A 16,246-nucleotide genomic window follows, 5' to 3' on the forward strand; every position below is an offset into this window, starting at 1 on the left:
CTGCTTGTAGGTTGGTACGGATTATAACTTAATCTCGATATCAACGCCGGCAGGGAGCTCTAAGCTCATAAGAGCTTCGACTGTCTTGTTTGACGGTCTTAAGATGTCGATAAGACGCTTGTGAGTTCTCATCTCAAACTGCTCACGGCTGTCCTTATACTTATGAACAGCACGAAGAATTGTAACAACCTGCTTCTCTGTTGGAAGCGGTACAGGACCTGAAACTCTTGCGCCTGTACGCTTTGCTGTTGCAACGATTCTCTCAGCTGACTGATCAACGAGCTGATGATCGTAACCCTTTAATCTTATTCTAATCTTTTCCTTGACTGCCATTATCGTCGCCTCCTTAAAAATTTTGCCGAACCGTTTTTGCGGTTCTTCGTTAGTTGGCGGGCGTTCGCTTTAGAACTTTTTTAATAACACAGCCGGGTGTTTCACCACCCTGCATTAAAAAACCCGTTTAACTATTCAGTTAACCGGGACGTTCTGAAAGCTTCTTGAGCATAGCTATAGACACAGCAACCCCTATGTCAAAGTATGTTCAGTGTTTCATTGTAAATCGCCCGGTTTAAAATCGGACATACTCCACGGAAAAACCGACCTGTTTCAGCCGCAACCTCCCGCTTCATCGCATATCTATATTGCAGTCACGCAAGCATTATTATACAATATGTTCCCCTATTTTGCAAGCTTTTAGCAAATATAGCGTTATAGAACTTTTGAGAAATTTTAAATATATTTTTGTGCAATTTGACATTATTGTCAAATCAGCGCTAAACATATATAATTATACTCATACAAAGTTTTGGAGTTGATTTTTGTGAAACACATTTATTACGGCGACGGCAAGGGCAAAACCACAGCTGCAATAGGTCTTGCGGTCAGAGCGGCAGGCAGTAAAATGAAAGTGCTGTTTGTACAATTCTTAAAAACAGAATTTTCGGGAGAAAGGCATATACTGAGCCATACCGAAAATGTTACTCTTACATTCTGCCCGCTTGAGCTTAAATTTACTTTTGATATGGACGATAAAGAAAAGGCACAGGCTGCAAAAATATTTAAAGGTATTTTCGACAACGCCGTTACAACCGCTCTTACCGAAAAGTATGATATGGTTGTGCTTGACGAGGTGTTTGAGGCAATCAATGCCCATATGCTTTCCGAGAGCGAGGTTTACGAATTTATAACAAACGCACCGTCAAGTATGGAAATAGTTATGACAGGACACAATCCTCCGCAAAAATTTATGGATTGCGCAGATTATATTACCGAGTTCAAAAAAATCAAGCACCCGTATGACAGGGGAATTACAGGCAGAATAGGAATTGAGTTTTAACGGACAGCTTCGGCTGTCTGTTTTTCTTTATATAATGTAACACTTTATCTTCATTATCATACTATATACCGAGGGACAAGTAAAGTTTCTCGCAAAATAAATGAAGTAAAAAATAAAAAAGCAAATAAAATTTAAGATGATAATTTTACGGATTTCACCAAAAAGGCAAGGAGGTGAAAATATGGCAATTATCACAAACTCCGCTTCACTTACCTTTAATAATGAACGCACTGCAAGTTCAAACGAAGTCGATACAGAAGTTCGTGAGTCGCAATCCGTCGCTATTGTAAAAGACGCTCTGCTCTCAAACTATGTACCGGGAGAGCCTGTAGGTTATGTTATAACAGTAACAAACACAGGAACAGGCAATCTTACCGACATTACAGTGTCTGATAACCTCGGAAGTGAAACCACCGCCAAACTGCTTAGCTATGTCGATAAATCAATAGTTGCTCGCCAAGGGGCAACAGCGCTTTCGCCAAGTGTTACAAGAACCGCCGATTCTCTCGTGATTTCAAATCTCGGCACACTTGCGGCAGGACAGTCGATTACAATAGCACTGTCACTTCTTCCTTCTGCCGCACAGGCTGAAGAAATCACAAATACAGCTACGGTAACGGCAACCACTCCTCTTGCCACAACAGTTACCGCATCTGATACAGCAACAATAACACCCGCACAGCAGGAACTTGTAACCTTGCTTAAGGCCGCTCCGTCAACCGTTGCTTCGGGAGGAGTGCTTCCTTACACTCTGATAGCTCAAAACGAAGGTACGGTTGCCGCAGAAAATATTGTATTTACCGACACTCTGCCTACAGGCTATACAGTAACGGGAATTGAGCTTACCGTAAACGGTCAGCCTACAATTATTTACACCGCAGACCAATGGACGCAGGTTGGCAATACCCTCACCTTCCCTACAGGCACAGCCGAACCTGTTACAATCCCGGCAGGTTCATTCGTAACAGCAATTATTACAGGTACAGCACCGACAGTTTAAAATTAAGCATATTAAAAAAACGGTGACATTCACAAGATGTCACCGTTTAACTTTATAGGTTCTTTATTAAAAAAGGAAATTACAGTCTAAAAGAAAGTTCGGCATTTATTTTATATTTTTATCCGCCGTACAAAGCATTTGCTATTGTTTCAAAAATCAGCACTGCATATGCAACAACAGTTACAGGAGCCGAAAAGTACACACCGAGTTTTTTACCGAGCGACATATTATATCTTCCTTTATATAAAGGAAAGCGGCCACGGTGTTTTACAAGCTCAATTATAGAAAGAACTATTGCCGCAATAATTATTCCAAACACAGCAAGTTCCATAAGGCCTATAAACATAATCTGTCCGTAATGGTTCATAATGTATTCTGTATTTATGTCCTTAAGTATATCGGTATCAAGTCCGTTCATACAAAGCTGTTGAAGCGCCGCTATTGAATTAATAACAAAATGCACTATCATTGACGGAATTATTGAGCGTGTTTTAGCATATAGTGCGCAGGCAATAATTCCCATACCCGTTGCATAAACAGTCTGAACACAGTTTGTATGCCACAGTCCGAAAGCCGCACCGGACACAATGATTGCAAACCACTGTCCCATCGGCTCATTATTTCTGTAAATACTTCCTCTGAATAAAAGCTCTTCAAAGAAAGGAGCGAACAAAGGCAAAGCCACAACCGTTGCAATTACTCCGAAAGGCGAATCACCGAATGAAATATCCGATGTATTTAGCTTTATTCCGAACGACTCAAGGATTGCACTTATAATAGATGACGAAACAGCAATCAAATATGTCAGACCGATTGCTATTATTACATACTTACACACCCAACCGGCAGGCTTTGCAGGTTTTACAAAACAAGTTTTCAGCGAAAGCCTTACCCGTTTGCCCCGCAGTTCAGAGAAAATCAGCAGAATAAGCGGCATTACAACAAGGTATATAACGCAGTAGCTAATAAGCATTTTAAAGCCGTAGTCATCGTAAAGTGCCGTGCCTTTAAGCAGGTCAAATATAAAATATACAAAGTATGAGCTCACCTGCGATAAAATCACAAAACACAAAAGCGGCAGAGAGCTGTAATTTGACAGCGTGCGTATCTCTCGGTTAATAAGTTTGTTGTTCATTTAGTTATCCTTTCATTCTGTAACTGTTACATTAAAGTTTCCGCAAATATTTTTAAACGAATGTTTTCCTAAGCGAAGATAATTAAGGTTTATCAAAATACTTTTATAATTACCCGACAATGAATTATGCTAAACCATAATTTACTCCAACTATCGAAAAAGAATCTTTTAAACAAGCCTCCCTCATAAGAGGAAGGCTTATGATTGAAATTATTTTTTGTTTCTTTTAATTGCTCCGAGTTTTTCGCTTCTGAAATCAACCAAAAGTCCCAAAGCAATAGCCGCTGCAATCAAAATGCCAAATTCGGGGAGCATATACAAACCGTTGTATATAAGCGAATACAGCCAAACAGGCATACCGTCCGCAAAACCTGCCCACACAGTAATACCGCTTAAGAAATGGCACAAAAATCTCAACACGCTTGCAAGCAATGCGCCCAAAGCAAGTCCGACTGCCTGATTTTTAATACCTCTGAAAACTCCGCCCAGACCGATTACGCCAAAGGCAATAAGGTAGTCGAAAAAGAGAATCATAAGAGCTGCCTGCCAAGAAGTTGCATACGCAAAGTTTGACATACCGAAAAGCATCTGAATAAGTCCGTAGACAACACCTGTCAGACAACCTACCAACGGCTTGTAACGATAACCGATAATTAAAATCGGCAGCATACTGCAAATCGTAATACTTCCGCCGTACGGGAACTCGATTTTTATCAGGCTCAATACAGTTGCAAGCGCAACCATAACCGCACATTCGCAGAGCATAATCACATTTTTATTTATTCCTGTTTTCTTCATTCTACCCTACTTTTCTTTATTATGTGTATAAAAATTATTTTGCGATTTTAAGCGAAATATCAAATGCCTTTACAGAGTGGGTGAGCGCACCCATTGAAATAATGTCAACGCCTGTTTCGGCAATTTCTCTTAAAGTTTCGTCTGTAATACCGCCGCTTGCCTCAAGCAACGCTTTACCGTTTGTAATCTCAACAGCCTCTTTCATAAGAGCAGGGCTCATATTGTCAAGCATAATTACATCAACATCAGCCTCAAGCGCCTGTCTTAACTCGTCAAGGTTTCTTACCTCAAGTTCAATCTTTGTCATATGGCCGAGCTTTGTTTTGAGCTTGGCAACAGCATTTGCAATGCCGCCGCCTGCATCAATGTGATTGTCCTTAAGCATAGCGGCGTCCGAAAGGTTGTAACGATGATTTCTGCCGCCGCCTACTGTAACAGCGTACTTCTGCAAAGCACGAAGTCCCGGAAGAGTTTTTCTTGTATCTGCAATAGATGCGTTGGTACCCTTTACGATTTCAACCGCATTGTGCGTTGCGGTAGCAATACCGCTCATATGCTGAATAAGGTTAAGCGCTGTACGCTCGCCTTTTAAGATTGTACGGGTTTTGCCGTGAATTTCCGCAATAATATCGCCCTTCTTGAGCACATCGCCGTCTTTTTTATAAACCTTAGCCTCAAAACCTGTCGGCTGTAAAATTTCAAAAACACGAAGTGCAATCTCAATACCGCAGAGTACGCCGTCGCTCTTTGCAAGGAATTTAGCGGTATCTTCCTGCTCCTCGTCAATGAGATAGTCTGTTGTGGTATCAAGGTAGTTAATATCCTCAAGCAAAGCTGTCTTTATAATGTTATCTGCATAAATACTGTTGATTAGCATTATTTTATGCCCTCCTTAAATTCTTCAAGAATAATACTTGCAACGATTGCAATACTTCTTGCCTCTACATAGTCGGGTGTAATTGCAAAATCGTCCGATACAAGGTCGGAAAGAATCTGCTCGACCTTGTTGTAGCTTTCCTCCGCTTTCTCGGGCTTTGGAAGTACAAAATATGTATCCTGTAAAATTTCTCTTATCTGTGAACGGTAGCCGTGCGGCAACGCCTTGCCCTCAATCGGCTTTTTAAGGGGTTGTCTGCCGAGCGGTTTGCGCTCTTTTCTGAGTCTTTCCGTCATTACATTTGCGGCAGTTCTTGAGAACACAAGCGCCTCAAGCAATGAGTTACTTGCAAGACGGTTAGCGCCGTGCACACCTGTATGCGAACATTCGCCGGCCGCAAAAAGGCCCTCAATAGAAGTTTCCGAGTTGGTATCAACATCAATACCGCCCATAAGGTAGTGCTGACATGGGAATACGGGAATCTTGTCGACCGTAATGTCAACGCCCTCTTCAAGACAGCGCTCGTAAATCATAGGGAATCTGTTTTTAACAAATTCAGCAGGCTTGTGTGTAATGTCAAGATAGAACTTCTCGCTGTGTGTTTTGATAGACTCTCTGATAACGGCATTAGACACAACGTCTCTCGGAGCAAGCTCGCCTCTGCTGTCATAATCCGAGGCAAATCGTCTGCCCTCGCAGTTAAGCAGAACAGCACCCTCGCCACGAACAGCCTCACTTATCAAAAATCTTTCTCTGTCCTTTTCAGCCGCAAAAGCAGTCGGGTGGAACTGAATTCTTGAAAGGTGCTTGATTTTTGCACCCATCATATATGCAAACGCAATGCCGTCACCTGTGGCAATAGCCGAGTTTGTGGTGTATTTATAAACTCTGCCTATACCGCCTGTGGCAAGCAGGCAGAAGTTACAGCCGTAGGTCTTGCTTTCACCGTCCTTAACAACACTTACATAAAAGCCGTTAAGCACCTTATCAATCGCATACACAAGGCAGTTGTCAAGAATTGTAATATTTTTGCGTGTCTTAACTACCTCAATAAGTGCGTCAACAATCGCCTTACCCGTTGAATCCTTATGATGCACAATTCTGTGTCTGCTGTGACCCGCCTCAAGAGTTTTGCACATTGTGCCGTCCTCGTTAAGGTCAAAGTCAACACCAAGCTCCTTGATGTTCAGTACATCCGACGGGCCCTCCGTAACAAGTTTTTCTACCGCATCAAGAGTATTCTTGTATTTACCTGCAATAAGTGTATCGGTAATATGTAGCTTGTAACTGTCGTGAACAGTATCAAGCACTGCTGCCACACCGCCCTGTGCCAAAGAGGAGTTGGAAAGCGTAAGCTCTTTTTTTGAAACGAGCAAAGCGTTAATATCCTCCGGCAGATTGAGTGCCGCATAAAGTCCGGCAGCACCTGTACCTACAATTATTACATCAAATTTTTTATCCATTTGTAAAACCCCGATTATATCCGATTATATAAATTTAATTTGCAAATAATTAATAGTAAAAATGTTGTTTACAAATTTATACCAATATATTATACTACTTATTAAAGGAATAGTAAATAAAATGTAAACAAAATCTTTTATTTTCTGATAAAAACGGTGAAATTATGGAAATGATAAGTAACGAAGAAAAAATTACGCAGGCTGTACTTGTCAGCGTTGACACAGGCGACTATGACGCAGAGGCATCTCTTGCCGAACTTAAAGAGCTTGTAAAAAGTGCAGGTGCAGAGCCTGTATTTACAGTCACACAAAATTTAAAGCGCCCCGAAACAGGCACATATGTGGGCACAGGCAAATTGCAGGAAATTGCGGATATTTGCAAACAACAGGAAATCGACTTGCTCGTGTTTGACTGCGAGCTTTCCCCTACTCAAATACGAAATATAGAGGCAGAAACCGACACACGAACCATTGACCGCACAATGCTTATTCTCGATATATTTGCTCTCCGTGCAAGGTCAAAAGAGGGCAAACTGCAGGTAGAACTTGCACAGCTAAAGTACCTGATGCCCCGACTTACAGGTAAGGGCGTGGCAATGTCACGACTTGGCGGCGGCATAGGCACAAGAGGCCCGGGCGAAACAAAGCTTGAAACCGACCGCAGACACATCAGCAGAAGAATGGAAACTCTGAAATCCGAACTTGCCGAAGTGGAGCAGCACCGCTCAATGTTGAGAAAACGCAGAGAAAAAGACGGAGTAATCACCTGTGCAATTGTCGGTTACACAAACGCAGGAAAATCCACCCTTATGAATTATCTTACCGATGCGGGTGTGCTTGCACAGGACAAACTTTTTGCAACTCTTGACCCTACATCAAGAGCTCTCAAACTGCCGAGCGGCGTTACGGTTATGATGATTGACACGGTAGGACTTGTACGCAGACTTCCGCACCACCTTGTTGAGGCTTTCCGCTCAACTCTTGAAGAGGCGGCTCTGTCAGACATTATTTTAAATGTATGCGATGCCTCGAGCGATGAGGCAAGAGTGCATATGCAGGTTACAACCGACCTTTTAAATTCACTCGGCTGTGGCGACACTCCTATCATTACCGTGCTCAACAAATGCGACCTTTTGGAAGAAGAGAGTTTTCCGCAGGAGATAGGCTCATATGTCAAGATAAGTGCCAAAAACGGCACAGGCATTGACGACCTTTTAAAAGCTGTTGACGATAACCTCCCCATAAGAGTAAAGAGAGTTTCTCTGCTTATTCCTTTTTCCGATGCCGGACTTGTGGCAGAAATCCGTAAAAACGCAACCCTGATTAGCGAAGAATATGTTGCAGAGGGAATTAAGGTTGAGGCAATCCTTGACGAAAAGCTGTATTCTAAAGCAGAAAAATATATTGTTGATTAATATTTATTGAAAAAACAACCGCCGTTTGCTATAATATGTATATAAACATATCAGCAAGCGGCATATAACATTAATAGGAGAAATTATGTCTTTTTTTGAAACAATCACTCCGTGGGACGCATCGGTTTTGCAGTCAATACAAGGCATAAAATGTGATTTTCTTGATACATTTATGGCTGTAATGAGTTTTCTCGGCGAAAAAGGTCTTATCTGGATTATACTCGGACTTACGCTCTGCCTTTTCAAAAAGACAAGGGCAACGGGAGTTATAATGCTTTGCGCAATGACTTTGGGATTGCTGCTCGGTGAGTTTGGCATAAAAAATATTATCTGCCGCCCCCGTCCGTTTGTAACCTACGACTTTACCGTAAACGGGCATATTCCGTCGGGCTACAGTTTTCCGTCGGGACACACAACCTCGTCGTTTGCCGCTGCAACGGTAATTATCATACGCAAAGAAAAGTTCGCCGTTTTTACGGCTGTACTCGCTTTTCTCATTGCGTTTTCAAGGCTTTACAACTGTGTACACTATCCTACAGATGTAATCTGCGGTGCTGTACTCGGTATTGCGCTTGCAATAATAACTTGTCTTATATTTAAAAATTTCGGCTGGGATAACCGTCTTAACAAAAAGATTATTCGTAAAAAAGGTGATGTAAAATGACCGAACACAGATATTTAGGCAAAACTTCAAAAGACTACTTTGTAATAAAGGGCATCAATGTATTTAACGAAAGATGGTGCGGCACGGGCAACTGTGTTACCGTCACCTCTCCGCTTGACAAAAAGAACTATGTTTTTTCGGAATACACAAGCGACGGTGTAAAATTTATTGCAGGTAAAGACGCTCACGGATATTGGCTGTTTTTTGCAGCATAATTTGATTTTAAACCGAAAGGAAATAATACATAATGAATGAAAAAATGCTCATAAAAAATCTTTATGACCTCGACAAAACAATTGCAAAACCACTTCTTGAAAAACTCGACTATCCTTGGGAGGCACTTCCTAAAATCAAAGATTTTATAATCGAGCTCGGCAAAACTCTTGACCCCGAAATCTACGAACAGCGTGGCGAAAATATATGGGTTGCAAAAAGTGCGACTGTTTATCCGTCCGCTCACCTCGGCGGCCCTCTCATCATCTGTGAGGATGCAGAGGTAAGACACTGCGCTTTCATCAGGGGCTGCGCAATCGTCGGCAAAGGCGCAGTTGTAGGCAACTCAACAGAGCTTAAGAACTCTATCCTCTTTGACGGTGTTCAGGTTCCGCACTACAACTACATCGGCGACAGTATCTTGGGCTATAAGTCGCACACAGGCGCAGGTACAATTACCTCTAACCTCAAGAGCGACAAGTCGCTTGTTACCGTTAATTGCGATAACGAAAAGATAGAAACCGGCGTTAAAAAATTCGGTGCAATGCTCGGTGATCATGTTGAGGTAGGCTGTAACAGTGTACTCAACCCCGGTTCGGTAATCGGCAGAAACACAAACATCTATCCGCTTTCATTTGTAAGAGGTTATGTAGAGGCTAACAGCATTTACAAGCGCCTCGGTGAAATTGCAGATAAAATCTGATAACTTAAAAATCTTACTTAAGCAGTCGCCGAGCCGACTGCTTATTTTATATTTTGATTCCTACATTTTTTACCGTTTGTGTTGTTCTGTTTACAAAAAATTTCCTTTATAATTAAATCATCAAATAAAGGAGGTTCTATTATGAACACATTATATGATTAAAAATAATATAATTCCATATGTTATGATTTCGGAAAATAACAACACTCACTTGGTTTACAAGCAAAAACAAACACTTCCTTTGCAAAAACGAATTTTTTGCTAAAGGTTCATATATTTTTTATTGATTTAAGCTGTTTGATTATAAAACTCTCAATGTAATTTTATATCTTCAAAGCAAAAGCCCGACCTTAGTTTTATGCTAAAGTCGGGCAAAATTTTACTTTCTTCTTTTAACAAACGGAACAGGAGTTTTATCGTACTCATCAAGTCTGTTGCCGTAGAGATAATAATTTGTTTCCTTTGTAATAACAGGTGCGAGCACCACCATTGCAAATATATTCGGCAATGTCATAAGAGCGTTAAAAATATCTGACATTGTCCATACAATATCAAGAGATGTAATCGGAGCAATAAGAAGAATAACTATAAACAGCACCTTGTAAGGGATAATTCCATTTGGGCCGAAAAGATAATCAACACAGCTCTCGGCATAGTAACTCCAACCGAGAATTGTTGAAAATGCAAACAATACGATACCGACAACAAGAATCGGTGTGCCTATGTACGGAATCTGTGCAAATGCGGCAGATGTAAGTTCGCCGCCCTCAACCGAAGCTGTATCAATGTTCGGGTTCTTAATACATGAACTTACAATTACAAGACCTGTCATAAGGCATACAACAACAGTATCCCAAAATGTACCTGTCGATGAAATAAGCGCCTGACGAACCGAGTTTCTTGACTGGGCTGCAGATGCAACAATCGGAGCAGAACCCATACCTGATTCGTTGCTGAAAAGGCCTCTTGCAACACCGTAACGAGCCGCAAGCATAATGCCTGTACCCGCAAGTCCGCCGCCTAATGCCTTAAAGCTGAAAGCCGACTCGCAAATAAGTGTAACTGTCTGCCAAAGCACATCAAAGTTAATTGATAAAATAATGATACAACCGATAACATAGAGTATTGCCATAAGAGGTACGAGTTTTTCGCATACTCTTGAAATAGACTTAATACCGCCGAAAATAACAAGAGCAACGCAAATTGCAATTACAACACCCGAAATAAGCGCAACAGTCGAAATATCCATTCCGAAGAAGTGGAGCATATATGTTTTGTCAGGATTAAAGGTTGTATCCATAATCTTTGCAATCGCATTTGTTTGAACACCGCAGCCAACGCCGAATGAAGCAAACAACGCAAATACCGCAAACAATACGGCTACCCACTTAAAGTTAATTCCTGTTTTCTTTGATACGCCGTTTTCAATAGCATACATTGCGCCGCCGCGCATTTTACCGTCTCGAGTTTTTACACGGTATTTCACCGCAATAAGCGACTCCGCATACTTTGTGGCAATACCAAACACGCCTGAAATCCAACACCACAGCACCGCACCTGCACCGCCAAGCGCAATAGCCGTACCTACGCCGATAATATTACCTGTACCTATTGTAGAGGCAAGTGCTGTAGTGAGCGCCTGAAACGGACTGATGTCGCCGTCTGAATCAGGGTCTTTTGTAACAGAAAGTTTAATCGCTTTAAATGTTTTGCGCTGAACAAACTTTGTTCTGACGGTCATATAAATGTGTGCGCCAAGCAAAATTACTATCATTGGCACGCCCCATAAAATGTTGTCAAACTTTGTAAAAAAGTCATTCAGCATTTGTAGAAAATCCATCGAGTTCAATCCCTTCTTCTTTTTTGCTCAATTGCTCAAGGTTACTGTATATTACAATCCTCAAGCTCCCTCAAAATCCTTTTCACATCACTTAGTCCGTCTGCAACACCGTGCAAAAGCGGAATTATATCATTACTCGGCTTGTCAAGGTCAGGCACCATTACTGTTACACAGCCTGCCGAGCTTGCCGATTTAATGCCGTTTGGAGAATCCTCAAGCGCAACGCAATTTTGCGGAGAAAGTCCGAGCATTTCCGCCGCCTTGAGGTAGATGTCGGGTGCAGGCTTGCCAACGCTTACCATTGACGCACTCACCGTAACATCAAAATATTTATATAAATCATGTGCCTTAAGGTATCTCTCTGCCCTCTGCGGAGGAGTTGCCGTTGCAAGAGCGACTTTATAGCCGTTTTCTTTCAGAAAAGAAAGCAATTCTTTTGCGCCGCTCTTAACTTCAATACCGTTTTTCTCAACATAGTTGTCCATAAGCTCAACTCTTTTTGAGCGCACAGCCTCATAATCGAAACCGTCGCCGAATATTCCCTTGAGCTTAGCCGAGGCAAGCGGCCGAGCCATACTCCTTATTGACAAAGCGTGTTTTTCTTCCATAGGAAATCCGTAAAATCTTCCTGCCTCGCACCAAAAGCGAACATAAAGTTTTTCGGAGTCGAGAATAACTCCGTCCATATCAGATATTACACCTTGAATTTTCACCGCTCACACCTCTTTTTTATCTGCATATTAGATATAAATATACCTGCGCAAATCAATACTACCGATACAATTGTTTCTATGCCAAAAACACTTTCGCCCAGCATAATGCCGGAAAGCAAAGTGCCGAACACAGGCACAAGCAAATTGAAAACGCAAATTCTGCTTGCAGGGTGATGTTTTAGCAAAGCCGTCCAGATTGCGAATGCGGCGGCAGATACAAAAGCAAGCCACAAAAGCACAAGCAATGCTTTTATGCTTGAAAAATCAAGTTTTCCGCCTGTAACAAAACCCGCAATTAAAAGCAGTATTCCGCCGAACAGCAATTGAAATCCCGTGACCGAAATCGGTTCTCGGTCACGGACTATTCCCTTAGAAATAAAATTACCCGCGGCCGCCGACAAAGTTGACATTAATATCATAAAATCGCCGAACAGCGTGTCGACAGTCACTCCGCCGCCGCTGTTTACACACAAAACTCCGCAAAAGCCGAGCACGCAACCGATTATTTTACAAATGTTCAGTTTGTCCGACTTAAAAAACAGCGGAGCAAAAAGCACGGTAAAAAAAGTTGCACAGGCGGTTATAACCGAGGTGTTGGCACCGCTTGTAAATCCTATGCCGATATATGTAAAAATATACTGCCCGAAAGTCTGCACCGAACCGAGCAGCATAACAGGCATAATGCCGTTTTTCTCAATTTTAGGCAAGTGCTTGTTCTTGACTAAAAAAATGAAAAGCACCATTATTCCTGCAAGGGTAAACCTTGCACCTGCAAAAAGCAGCTTTGAGCCTATGTCGTTTCCCTCTATGCCAAACTGCGCATAGCCTACTTTTATAAAAGGAAACGCAGTACCCCAAAGCAAAGTGCAAAATATTGCAAGTGCAGCGGCTACCTTGTAATTTTTTATGCTCATCAGCTTAAATAAGGCTTTAATTCTTCAAGCATAGCTTCTTTTTTGCGAAGGCCCGTAAGTCTGAGCACTTCTTCACCGTCTTTAAAAAGGATAAGTGTAGGAATACTCATAACACCGTAGTAATCGGCAACCTGACGCTCGGTTTCTACATTAAGCTTAAAAAATTTCATCTGTGAGCCAATCTCTGTAGAGAGCTCCTTAAAAACAGGACCCATCATTCTGCAAGGACTGCACCACTCTGCCCAAAAATCAACAAGCACAGGCACATCTGCGCCAAGAACTTCGGATTCAAATTCTTCTGCAACAATTTCTTTAACCATAGCAATACCTCCTGCTTTTATTATTATCACATATAAACTCATTATCAATAAAATAAAAAAATTTACTGCTATTTTACATTATAACAGAACATACGCCGTTTTTCAACTTTTTTTACATTTCATAAATTCAATTATATGAATAAAAAATCATTTTTGCATACTCAACCGGTAACTATGGCAATGCTGAGGCATAAAATAATCTGAAAGGATGATTTGCTATGGACAATAAATACCCGTTTGTAAACACGCCGTTGCGCTATCCATACAATGCGCTTGAGCCGTACATTGATGAAAAAACAATGATTTTGCATCACGACAGACACCTGCAAGCATATATTGACAAGTTAAATTTGCTGATGAGCGAATGCAGACAGCTTCAAAAATTAAGTTTGCAGGAAATATTAAAAAATCCCTGCCGTATTCCCGAGGAAAAACGCAGAGATGTTATAAACAATGCGGGCGGCGTATATAATCACAGATTTTATTTTAACGGTATGAGCCCCGATTGCCACGGGCTTGAGCGTGGTGCTCTGCACAGAAAAATGAGCGAAAGTTTCACTAGTTTTGAAAATTTCAAAAATGAGTTTACCGATGCGGCAATGTCTGTCTTTGGCTCGGGATATGCGTGGCTTGTATATGACGGCAAAAAACTGAAAATTACAACTACCAAAAATCAGGATACACCGCTTTGCAGAGGATTTATACCGATACTTAATATTGATGTTTGGGAACACGCATACTACCTAAAGCACTACAACGACCGCAAAGCCTATATCGAGAATTTTGTAAAAGCAGTAAATTGGGCAATGGCAGAAAAACGACTTTGCAACCAGAAAAGTTTTTAACATTTTTGTGTGGTGAGTGTTGAAATTTTATATTTATTATAATTTGAGTAATATATTCAGAAGATTATCTTCTGAATATTGTGGATAATAAAAAGGTTCTTTAATTATGAATTAGGATAAATCGTTGTTTAGCTCACGGTTTAGTGTAATAAATTTAAAATTTAGGTCAAGACTTTTTAAAGGTTGACCAAACTTTTATAATACTTGGCAAAATTATTTTGCTAAAGCATAAATTTACCCAAACTTTTGATAAAAAGCAAAAAACCGAGTGTTGAATTAACAGCACTCGGTTTTAAATATAAATTTACTTTTTCTTCTCTTTCGGCTCAACTTCTTTTTCAAAGTTAGCGGCGTCGGAGGCATTTGCAGTATTAAATTTATAATCCTTACCGGGGAAAATCGCATTGAGGACAATACCTGCGATTGATGCAACGGCAAGCGGTGAAAGTGTAATTGTTGCACTGCCGATTGCAAAACTTACTGTGTCGCTTGAAAGTCCGAGGGCACATACAAGGATTACAGCGGCAACAATAAGGTTACGGCTTTTTGTAAAGTCAACCTTATTTTCCACAACATTTCTTACACCGATTGCAGAAATCATACCGTAAAGTACGAATGAAATACCGCCGATAATACAGCTTGGAATTGAACCGATAATTGCAGATACAATCGGGAAGAATGATACACCTACAGCAAAGAAAGCGGCAATTCTGATTACTCGTGGGTCATAAACCTTTGTAAGTGCAAGTACGCCTGTATTTTCGCCATATGTTGTGTTTGCAGGGCCGCCAAAAAGTGAAGCAACAGTTGTTGCTAAACCGTCACCGGTAAGAGTTCTGTGAAGACCCGGATCCTGAATATAATTGTTGCCTGTTGTTGAACTGATAGCACAAATGTCACCGATATGCTCCATCATTGTGGCAAAAGCGATTGGAACAATGGCAATAATTGATGATGCGATAAGAGCGGTGTTAGAATAGTCGATACCGCCGAATACGGTTTGCTCCCAATGAATCGGAATACCGATAAGACCTTCACTGCCAAAAATATTGCCCTTAGCAATATTATCGCAAATTGTGTTTACACTTGTGAAATCGAAAATAGGCTGATAAACACCGTTTGCGTCTGCACCGCCTGAGAATAACCACGGTACATTCTGAATAAGGTCAGGGTTTGCCTGCGAAATAAAGTAAAGGACAAGTCCTACACCGTAAGAAATAAGCAATCCGAGAATAATCGGAATGATTTTTGCCATTCCCTTGCCCCATATGTTAAATATAACAATTGCGGCGAGAGCAACGAAGGCAAGCAGCCAGTTAGTCGTACAGTTTGAAACGGCAGACGGAGCAAGTCCAAGACCAATAGCAATAATGATTGGACCTGTAACAACAGGAGGGAAAAATCTCATAACTTTTTCAATGCCGACAGCTTTGATAATTGCGGCAAGAATGAAATAAACCAAACCTGCACACGCTACACCGAGGCAAGCATACGGCAACATACTGTTAGGGTCATCGGGTGCAAGCGCTTTGATAGCGGCATAACCGCCAAGAAAAGCAAATGAAGAACCGAGAAAAGCAGGTACTTTAAACTTTGTTATGCAGTGAAACAACAGAGTACCGAGTCCTGCCATAAGCAAGGTAGTCGAGATGTCAAGTCCTGTGATAATCGGAACAAGAATTGTTGCGCCGAACATTGCAAACATATGTTGAATACCAAGGATTATCATCTTTGGTTTGCCAAGTTTGCGGGCATCATAGATTGCGCCATTGTTTTTATCCATTTTAATTCCTCTTTCTCTTTTTTTGAGTTTTTATCCGTAAAAACCCCATTCTTTTTAATTATACTGTCTTGAAATAATAAAAGCAATATATTTTTATTATTACATAAAATAATGCATTTTAATTTGATAATTAAATAAATAATTAAAATAATGATTAATGAATAACTTATCAAACTGTTGTGACTAAATAATTTGAAAAGTTTGGTCAACCTTTTCAAAGAGATCGG

The 16,246-nt window shown here is 41.0% G+C and carries 18 protein-coding genes; 7 read left to right on the forward strand and 11 right to left on the reverse strand.

What is annotated here, in order from left to right; all coding sequences use genetic code 11:
- Window positions 1–21: 21 nt before the first annotated feature.
- Window positions 22–333, reverse strand: a complete 312-nt coding sequence (gene rpsJ, locus AAAY30_RS07995; protein WP_022234099.1) for a 30S ribosomal protein S10 — start codon at window positions 331–333, stop codon at window positions 22–24.
- A 487-nt stretch (window positions 334–820) separates the two neighbouring features.
- Here rpsJ and AAAY30_RS08000 point away from each other — a divergent pair, with 487 nt between their 5' ends.
- Together AAAY30_RS08000 and AAAY30_RS08005 are read left to right on the forward strand one after the other, a co-directional pair.
- Complete coding sequence (locus AAAY30_RS08000; RefSeq protein WP_178586379.1) at window positions 821–1,336, forward strand: cob(I)yrinic acid a,c-diamide adenosyltransferase; 516 nt, start codon at window positions 821–823, stop codon at window positions 1,334–1,336.
- Between the two features lie 181 nt (window positions 1,337–1,517).
- Window positions 1,518–2,336, forward strand: coding sequence for a COG1361 family protein (locus AAAY30_RS08005; RefSeq protein WP_337781780.1), 819 nt, complete (start codon window positions 1,518–1,520; stop codon window positions 2,334–2,336).
- Window positions 2,337–2,454: 118 nt separating this feature from the next.
- Here AAAY30_RS08005 and AAAY30_RS08010 read toward each other — a convergent pair whose 3' ends face one another.
- The 4 genes from AAAY30_RS08010 to AAAY30_RS08025 all read right to left on the reverse strand — a co-directional run bounded on the left by AAAY30_RS08010 (window position 2,455) and on the right by AAAY30_RS08025 (window position 6,609).
- Window positions 2,455–3,471, reverse strand: coding sequence for a CPBP family intramembrane glutamic endopeptidase (locus AAAY30_RS08010; protein ID WP_301965636.1), 1,017 nt, complete (start codon window positions 3,469–3,471; stop codon window positions 2,455–2,457).
- A gap of 210 nt (window positions 3,472–3,681) precedes the next feature.
- Window positions 3,682–4,269 (reverse strand): energy-coupled thiamine transporter ThiT, encoded by a 588-nt coding sequence (thiT, locus tag AAAY30_RS08015; protein WP_295026112.1) that lies wholly within the window; start codon window positions 4,267–4,269, stop codon window positions 3,682–3,684.
- A gap of 34 nt (window positions 4,270–4,303) precedes the next feature.
- Window positions 4,304–5,146 carry a carboxylating nicotinate-nucleotide diphosphorylase gene (gene nadC, locus AAAY30_RS08020; protein WP_022234093.1) on the reverse strand — a complete coding sequence of 281 codons (843 nt, stop codon included), beginning with the start codon at window positions 5,144–5,146 and terminating at the stop codon, window positions 4,304–4,306.
- A complete protein-coding gene (locus AAAY30_RS08025; RefSeq protein WP_337781779.1) occupies window positions 5,146–6,609 on the reverse strand; it encodes an L-aspartate oxidase in 1,464 nt (487 codons plus the stop codon). The genes nadC and AAAY30_RS08025 overlap by 1 nt, the downstream gene beginning before the upstream one ends.
- Before the next feature lie 164 nt (window positions 6,610–6,773).
- On the opposite strand from AAAY30_RS08025, the gene hflX reads away from it, so the two are divergent.
- From hflX to AAAY30_RS08045, 4 genes are all read left to right on the forward strand, one after another.
- Window positions 6,774–8,024, forward strand: coding sequence for a GTPase HflX (gene hflX / locus AAAY30_RS08030; protein WP_337781778.1), 1,251 nt, complete (start codon window positions 6,774–6,776; stop codon window positions 8,022–8,024).
- 85 nt (window positions 8,025–8,109) lie between these two features.
- The gene (locus AAAY30_RS08035) at window positions 8,110–8,688 is read left to right on the forward strand and encodes a phosphatase PAP2 family protein (protein WP_022234090.1); all 579 of its coding nucleotides are present in this window, start codon (window positions 8,110–8,112) and stop codon (window positions 8,686–8,688) included.
- Window positions 8,685–8,903 (forward strand): hypothetical protein, encoded by a 219-nt coding sequence (locus AAAY30_RS08040; protein WP_249376979.1) that lies wholly within the window; start codon window positions 8,685–8,687, stop codon window positions 8,901–8,903. Before AAAY30_RS08035 ends, AAAY30_RS08040 begins: the two co-directional genes overlap by 4 nt.
- A 32-nt stretch (window positions 8,904–8,935) precedes the next feature.
- The gene (locus tag AAAY30_RS08045) at window positions 8,936–9,604 is read left to right on the forward strand and encodes an acyltransferase (RefSeq protein WP_022234088.1); all 669 of its coding nucleotides are present in this window, start codon (window positions 8,936–8,938) and stop codon (window positions 9,602–9,604) included.
- 379 nt (window positions 9,605–9,983) lie between these two features.
- Here AAAY30_RS08045 and AAAY30_RS08050 read toward each other — a convergent pair whose 3' ends face one another.
- From AAAY30_RS08050 to trxA, 4 genes are read right to left on the reverse strand one after another with little or no spacing between them, the layout of a single operon-like run.
- On the reverse strand, window positions 9,984–11,429 hold the full coding sequence (locus AAAY30_RS08050) for an alanine/glycine:cation symporter family protein (protein WP_499222354.1): 1,446 nt from the start codon (window positions 11,427–11,429) through the stop codon (window positions 9,984–9,986).
- Between the two features lie 56 nt (window positions 11,430–11,485).
- Window positions 11,486–12,157, reverse strand: coding sequence for an HAD family hydrolase (locus tag AAAY30_RS08055; protein WP_249376982.1), 672 nt, complete (start codon window positions 12,155–12,157; stop codon window positions 11,486–11,488).
- Window positions 12,154–13,071, reverse strand: a complete 918-nt coding sequence (locus AAAY30_RS08060) for a DMT family transporter (RefSeq protein WP_252558582.1) — start codon at window positions 13,069–13,071, stop codon at window positions 12,154–12,156. The genes AAAY30_RS08055 and AAAY30_RS08060 overlap by 4 nt, the downstream gene beginning before the upstream one ends.
- Window positions 13,071–13,391 (reverse strand): thioredoxin, encoded by a 321-nt coding sequence (gene trxA / locus AAAY30_RS08065; RefSeq protein ID WP_186935507.1) that lies wholly within the window; start codon window positions 13,389–13,391, stop codon window positions 13,071–13,073. The genes AAAY30_RS08060 and trxA overlap by 1 nt, the downstream gene beginning before the upstream one ends.
- 218 nt (window positions 13,392–13,609) lie before the next feature.
- Here trxA and AAAY30_RS08070 point away from each other — a divergent pair, with 218 nt between their 5' ends.
- Window positions 13,610–14,236 carry a superoxide dismutase gene (locus AAAY30_RS08070; protein ID WP_499215761.1) on the forward strand — a complete coding sequence of 209 codons (627 nt, stop codon included), beginning with the start codon at window positions 13,610–13,612 and terminating at the stop codon, window positions 14,234–14,236.
- Between the two features lie 304 nt (window positions 14,237–14,540).
- On the opposite strand, the gene AAAY30_RS08075 is transcribed toward AAAY30_RS08070, so the two are convergent.
- Both AAAY30_RS08075 and AAAY30_RS08080 read right to left on the reverse strand, forming a co-directional pair.
- A complete protein-coding gene (locus AAAY30_RS08075; RefSeq protein ID WP_301954637.1) occupies window positions 14,541–16,019 on the reverse strand; it encodes a uracil-xanthine permease family protein in 1,479 nt (492 codons plus the stop codon).
- Window positions 15,962–16,246, reverse strand: a 285-nt coding sequence (locus AAAY30_RS08080) for a hypothetical protein (protein WP_499222353.1), incomplete at its 5' end; no start/stop codon positions are given. The genes AAAY30_RS08075 and AAAY30_RS08080, both read right to left, overlap by 58 nt.

The organism is Ruminococcoides bili (assembly GCF_040093295.1).
GTDB lineage: Bacteria > Bacillota > Clostridia > Oscillospirales > Acutalibacteraceae > Ruminococcoides > Ruminococcoides intestinale_A.

What these genes read in the sequence shown, in the direction of transcription:
- rpsJ (WP_022234099.1), bottom strand. Translation starts at nt 333, where the DNA reads ATGGCAGTCAAGGAAAAGATTAGAATAAGATTAAAGGGTTACGATCAT.
- AAAY30_RS08005 (WP_337781780.1), top strand. Translation starts at nt 1,518, where the DNA reads ATGGCAATTATCACAAACTCCGCTTCACTTACCTTTAATAATGAACGC.
- AAAY30_RS08010 (WP_301965636.1), bottom strand. Translation starts at nt 3,471, where the DNA reads ATGAACAACAAACTTATTAACCGAGAGATACGCACGCTGTCAAATTAC.
- thiT (WP_295026112.1), bottom strand. Translation starts at nt 4,269, where the DNA reads ATGAAGAAAACAGGAATAAATAAAAATGTGATTATGCTCTGCGAATGT.
- nadC (WP_022234093.1), bottom strand. Translation starts at nt 5,146, where the DNA reads ATGCTAATCAACAGTATTTATGCAGATAACATTATAAAGACAGCTTTG.
- AAAY30_RS08025 (WP_337781779.1), bottom strand. Translation starts at nt 6,609, where the DNA reads ATGGATAAAAAATTTGATGTAATAATTGTAGGTACAGGTGCTGCCGGA.
- hflX (WP_337781778.1), top strand. Translation starts at nt 6,774, where the DNA reads ATGGAAATGATAAGTAACGAAGAAAAAATTACGCAGGCTGTACTTGTC.
- AAAY30_RS08035 (WP_022234090.1), top strand. Translation starts at nt 8,110, where the DNA reads ATGTCTTTTTTTGAAACAATCACTCCGTGGGACGCATCGGTTTTGCAG.
- AAAY30_RS08040 (WP_249376979.1), top strand. Translation starts at nt 8,685, where the DNA reads ATGACCGAACACAGATATTTAGGCAAAACTTCAAAAGACTACTTTGTA.
- AAAY30_RS08045 (WP_022234088.1), top strand. Translation starts at nt 8,936, where the DNA reads ATGAATGAAAAAATGCTCATAAAAAATCTTTATGACCTCGACAAAACA.
- AAAY30_RS08050 (WP_499222354.1), bottom strand. Translation starts at nt 11,429, where the DNA reads ATGCTGAATGACTTTTTTACAAAGTTTGACAACATTTTATGGGGCGTG.
- AAAY30_RS08060 (WP_252558582.1), bottom strand. Translation starts at nt 13,071, where the DNA reads ATGAGCATAAAAAATTACAAGGTAGCCGCTGCACTTGCAATATTTTGC.
- trxA (WP_186935507.1), bottom strand. Translation starts at nt 13,391, where the DNA reads ATGGTTAAAGAAATTGTTGCAGAAGAATTTGAATCCGAAGTTCTTGGC.
- AAAY30_RS08070 (WP_499215761.1), top strand. Translation starts at nt 13,610, where the DNA reads ATGGACAATAAATACCCGTTTGTAAACACGCCGTTGCGCTATCCATAC.
- AAAY30_RS08075 (WP_301954637.1), bottom strand. Translation starts at nt 16,019, where the DNA reads ATGGATAAAAACAATGGCGCAATCTATGATGCCCGCAAACTTGGCAAA.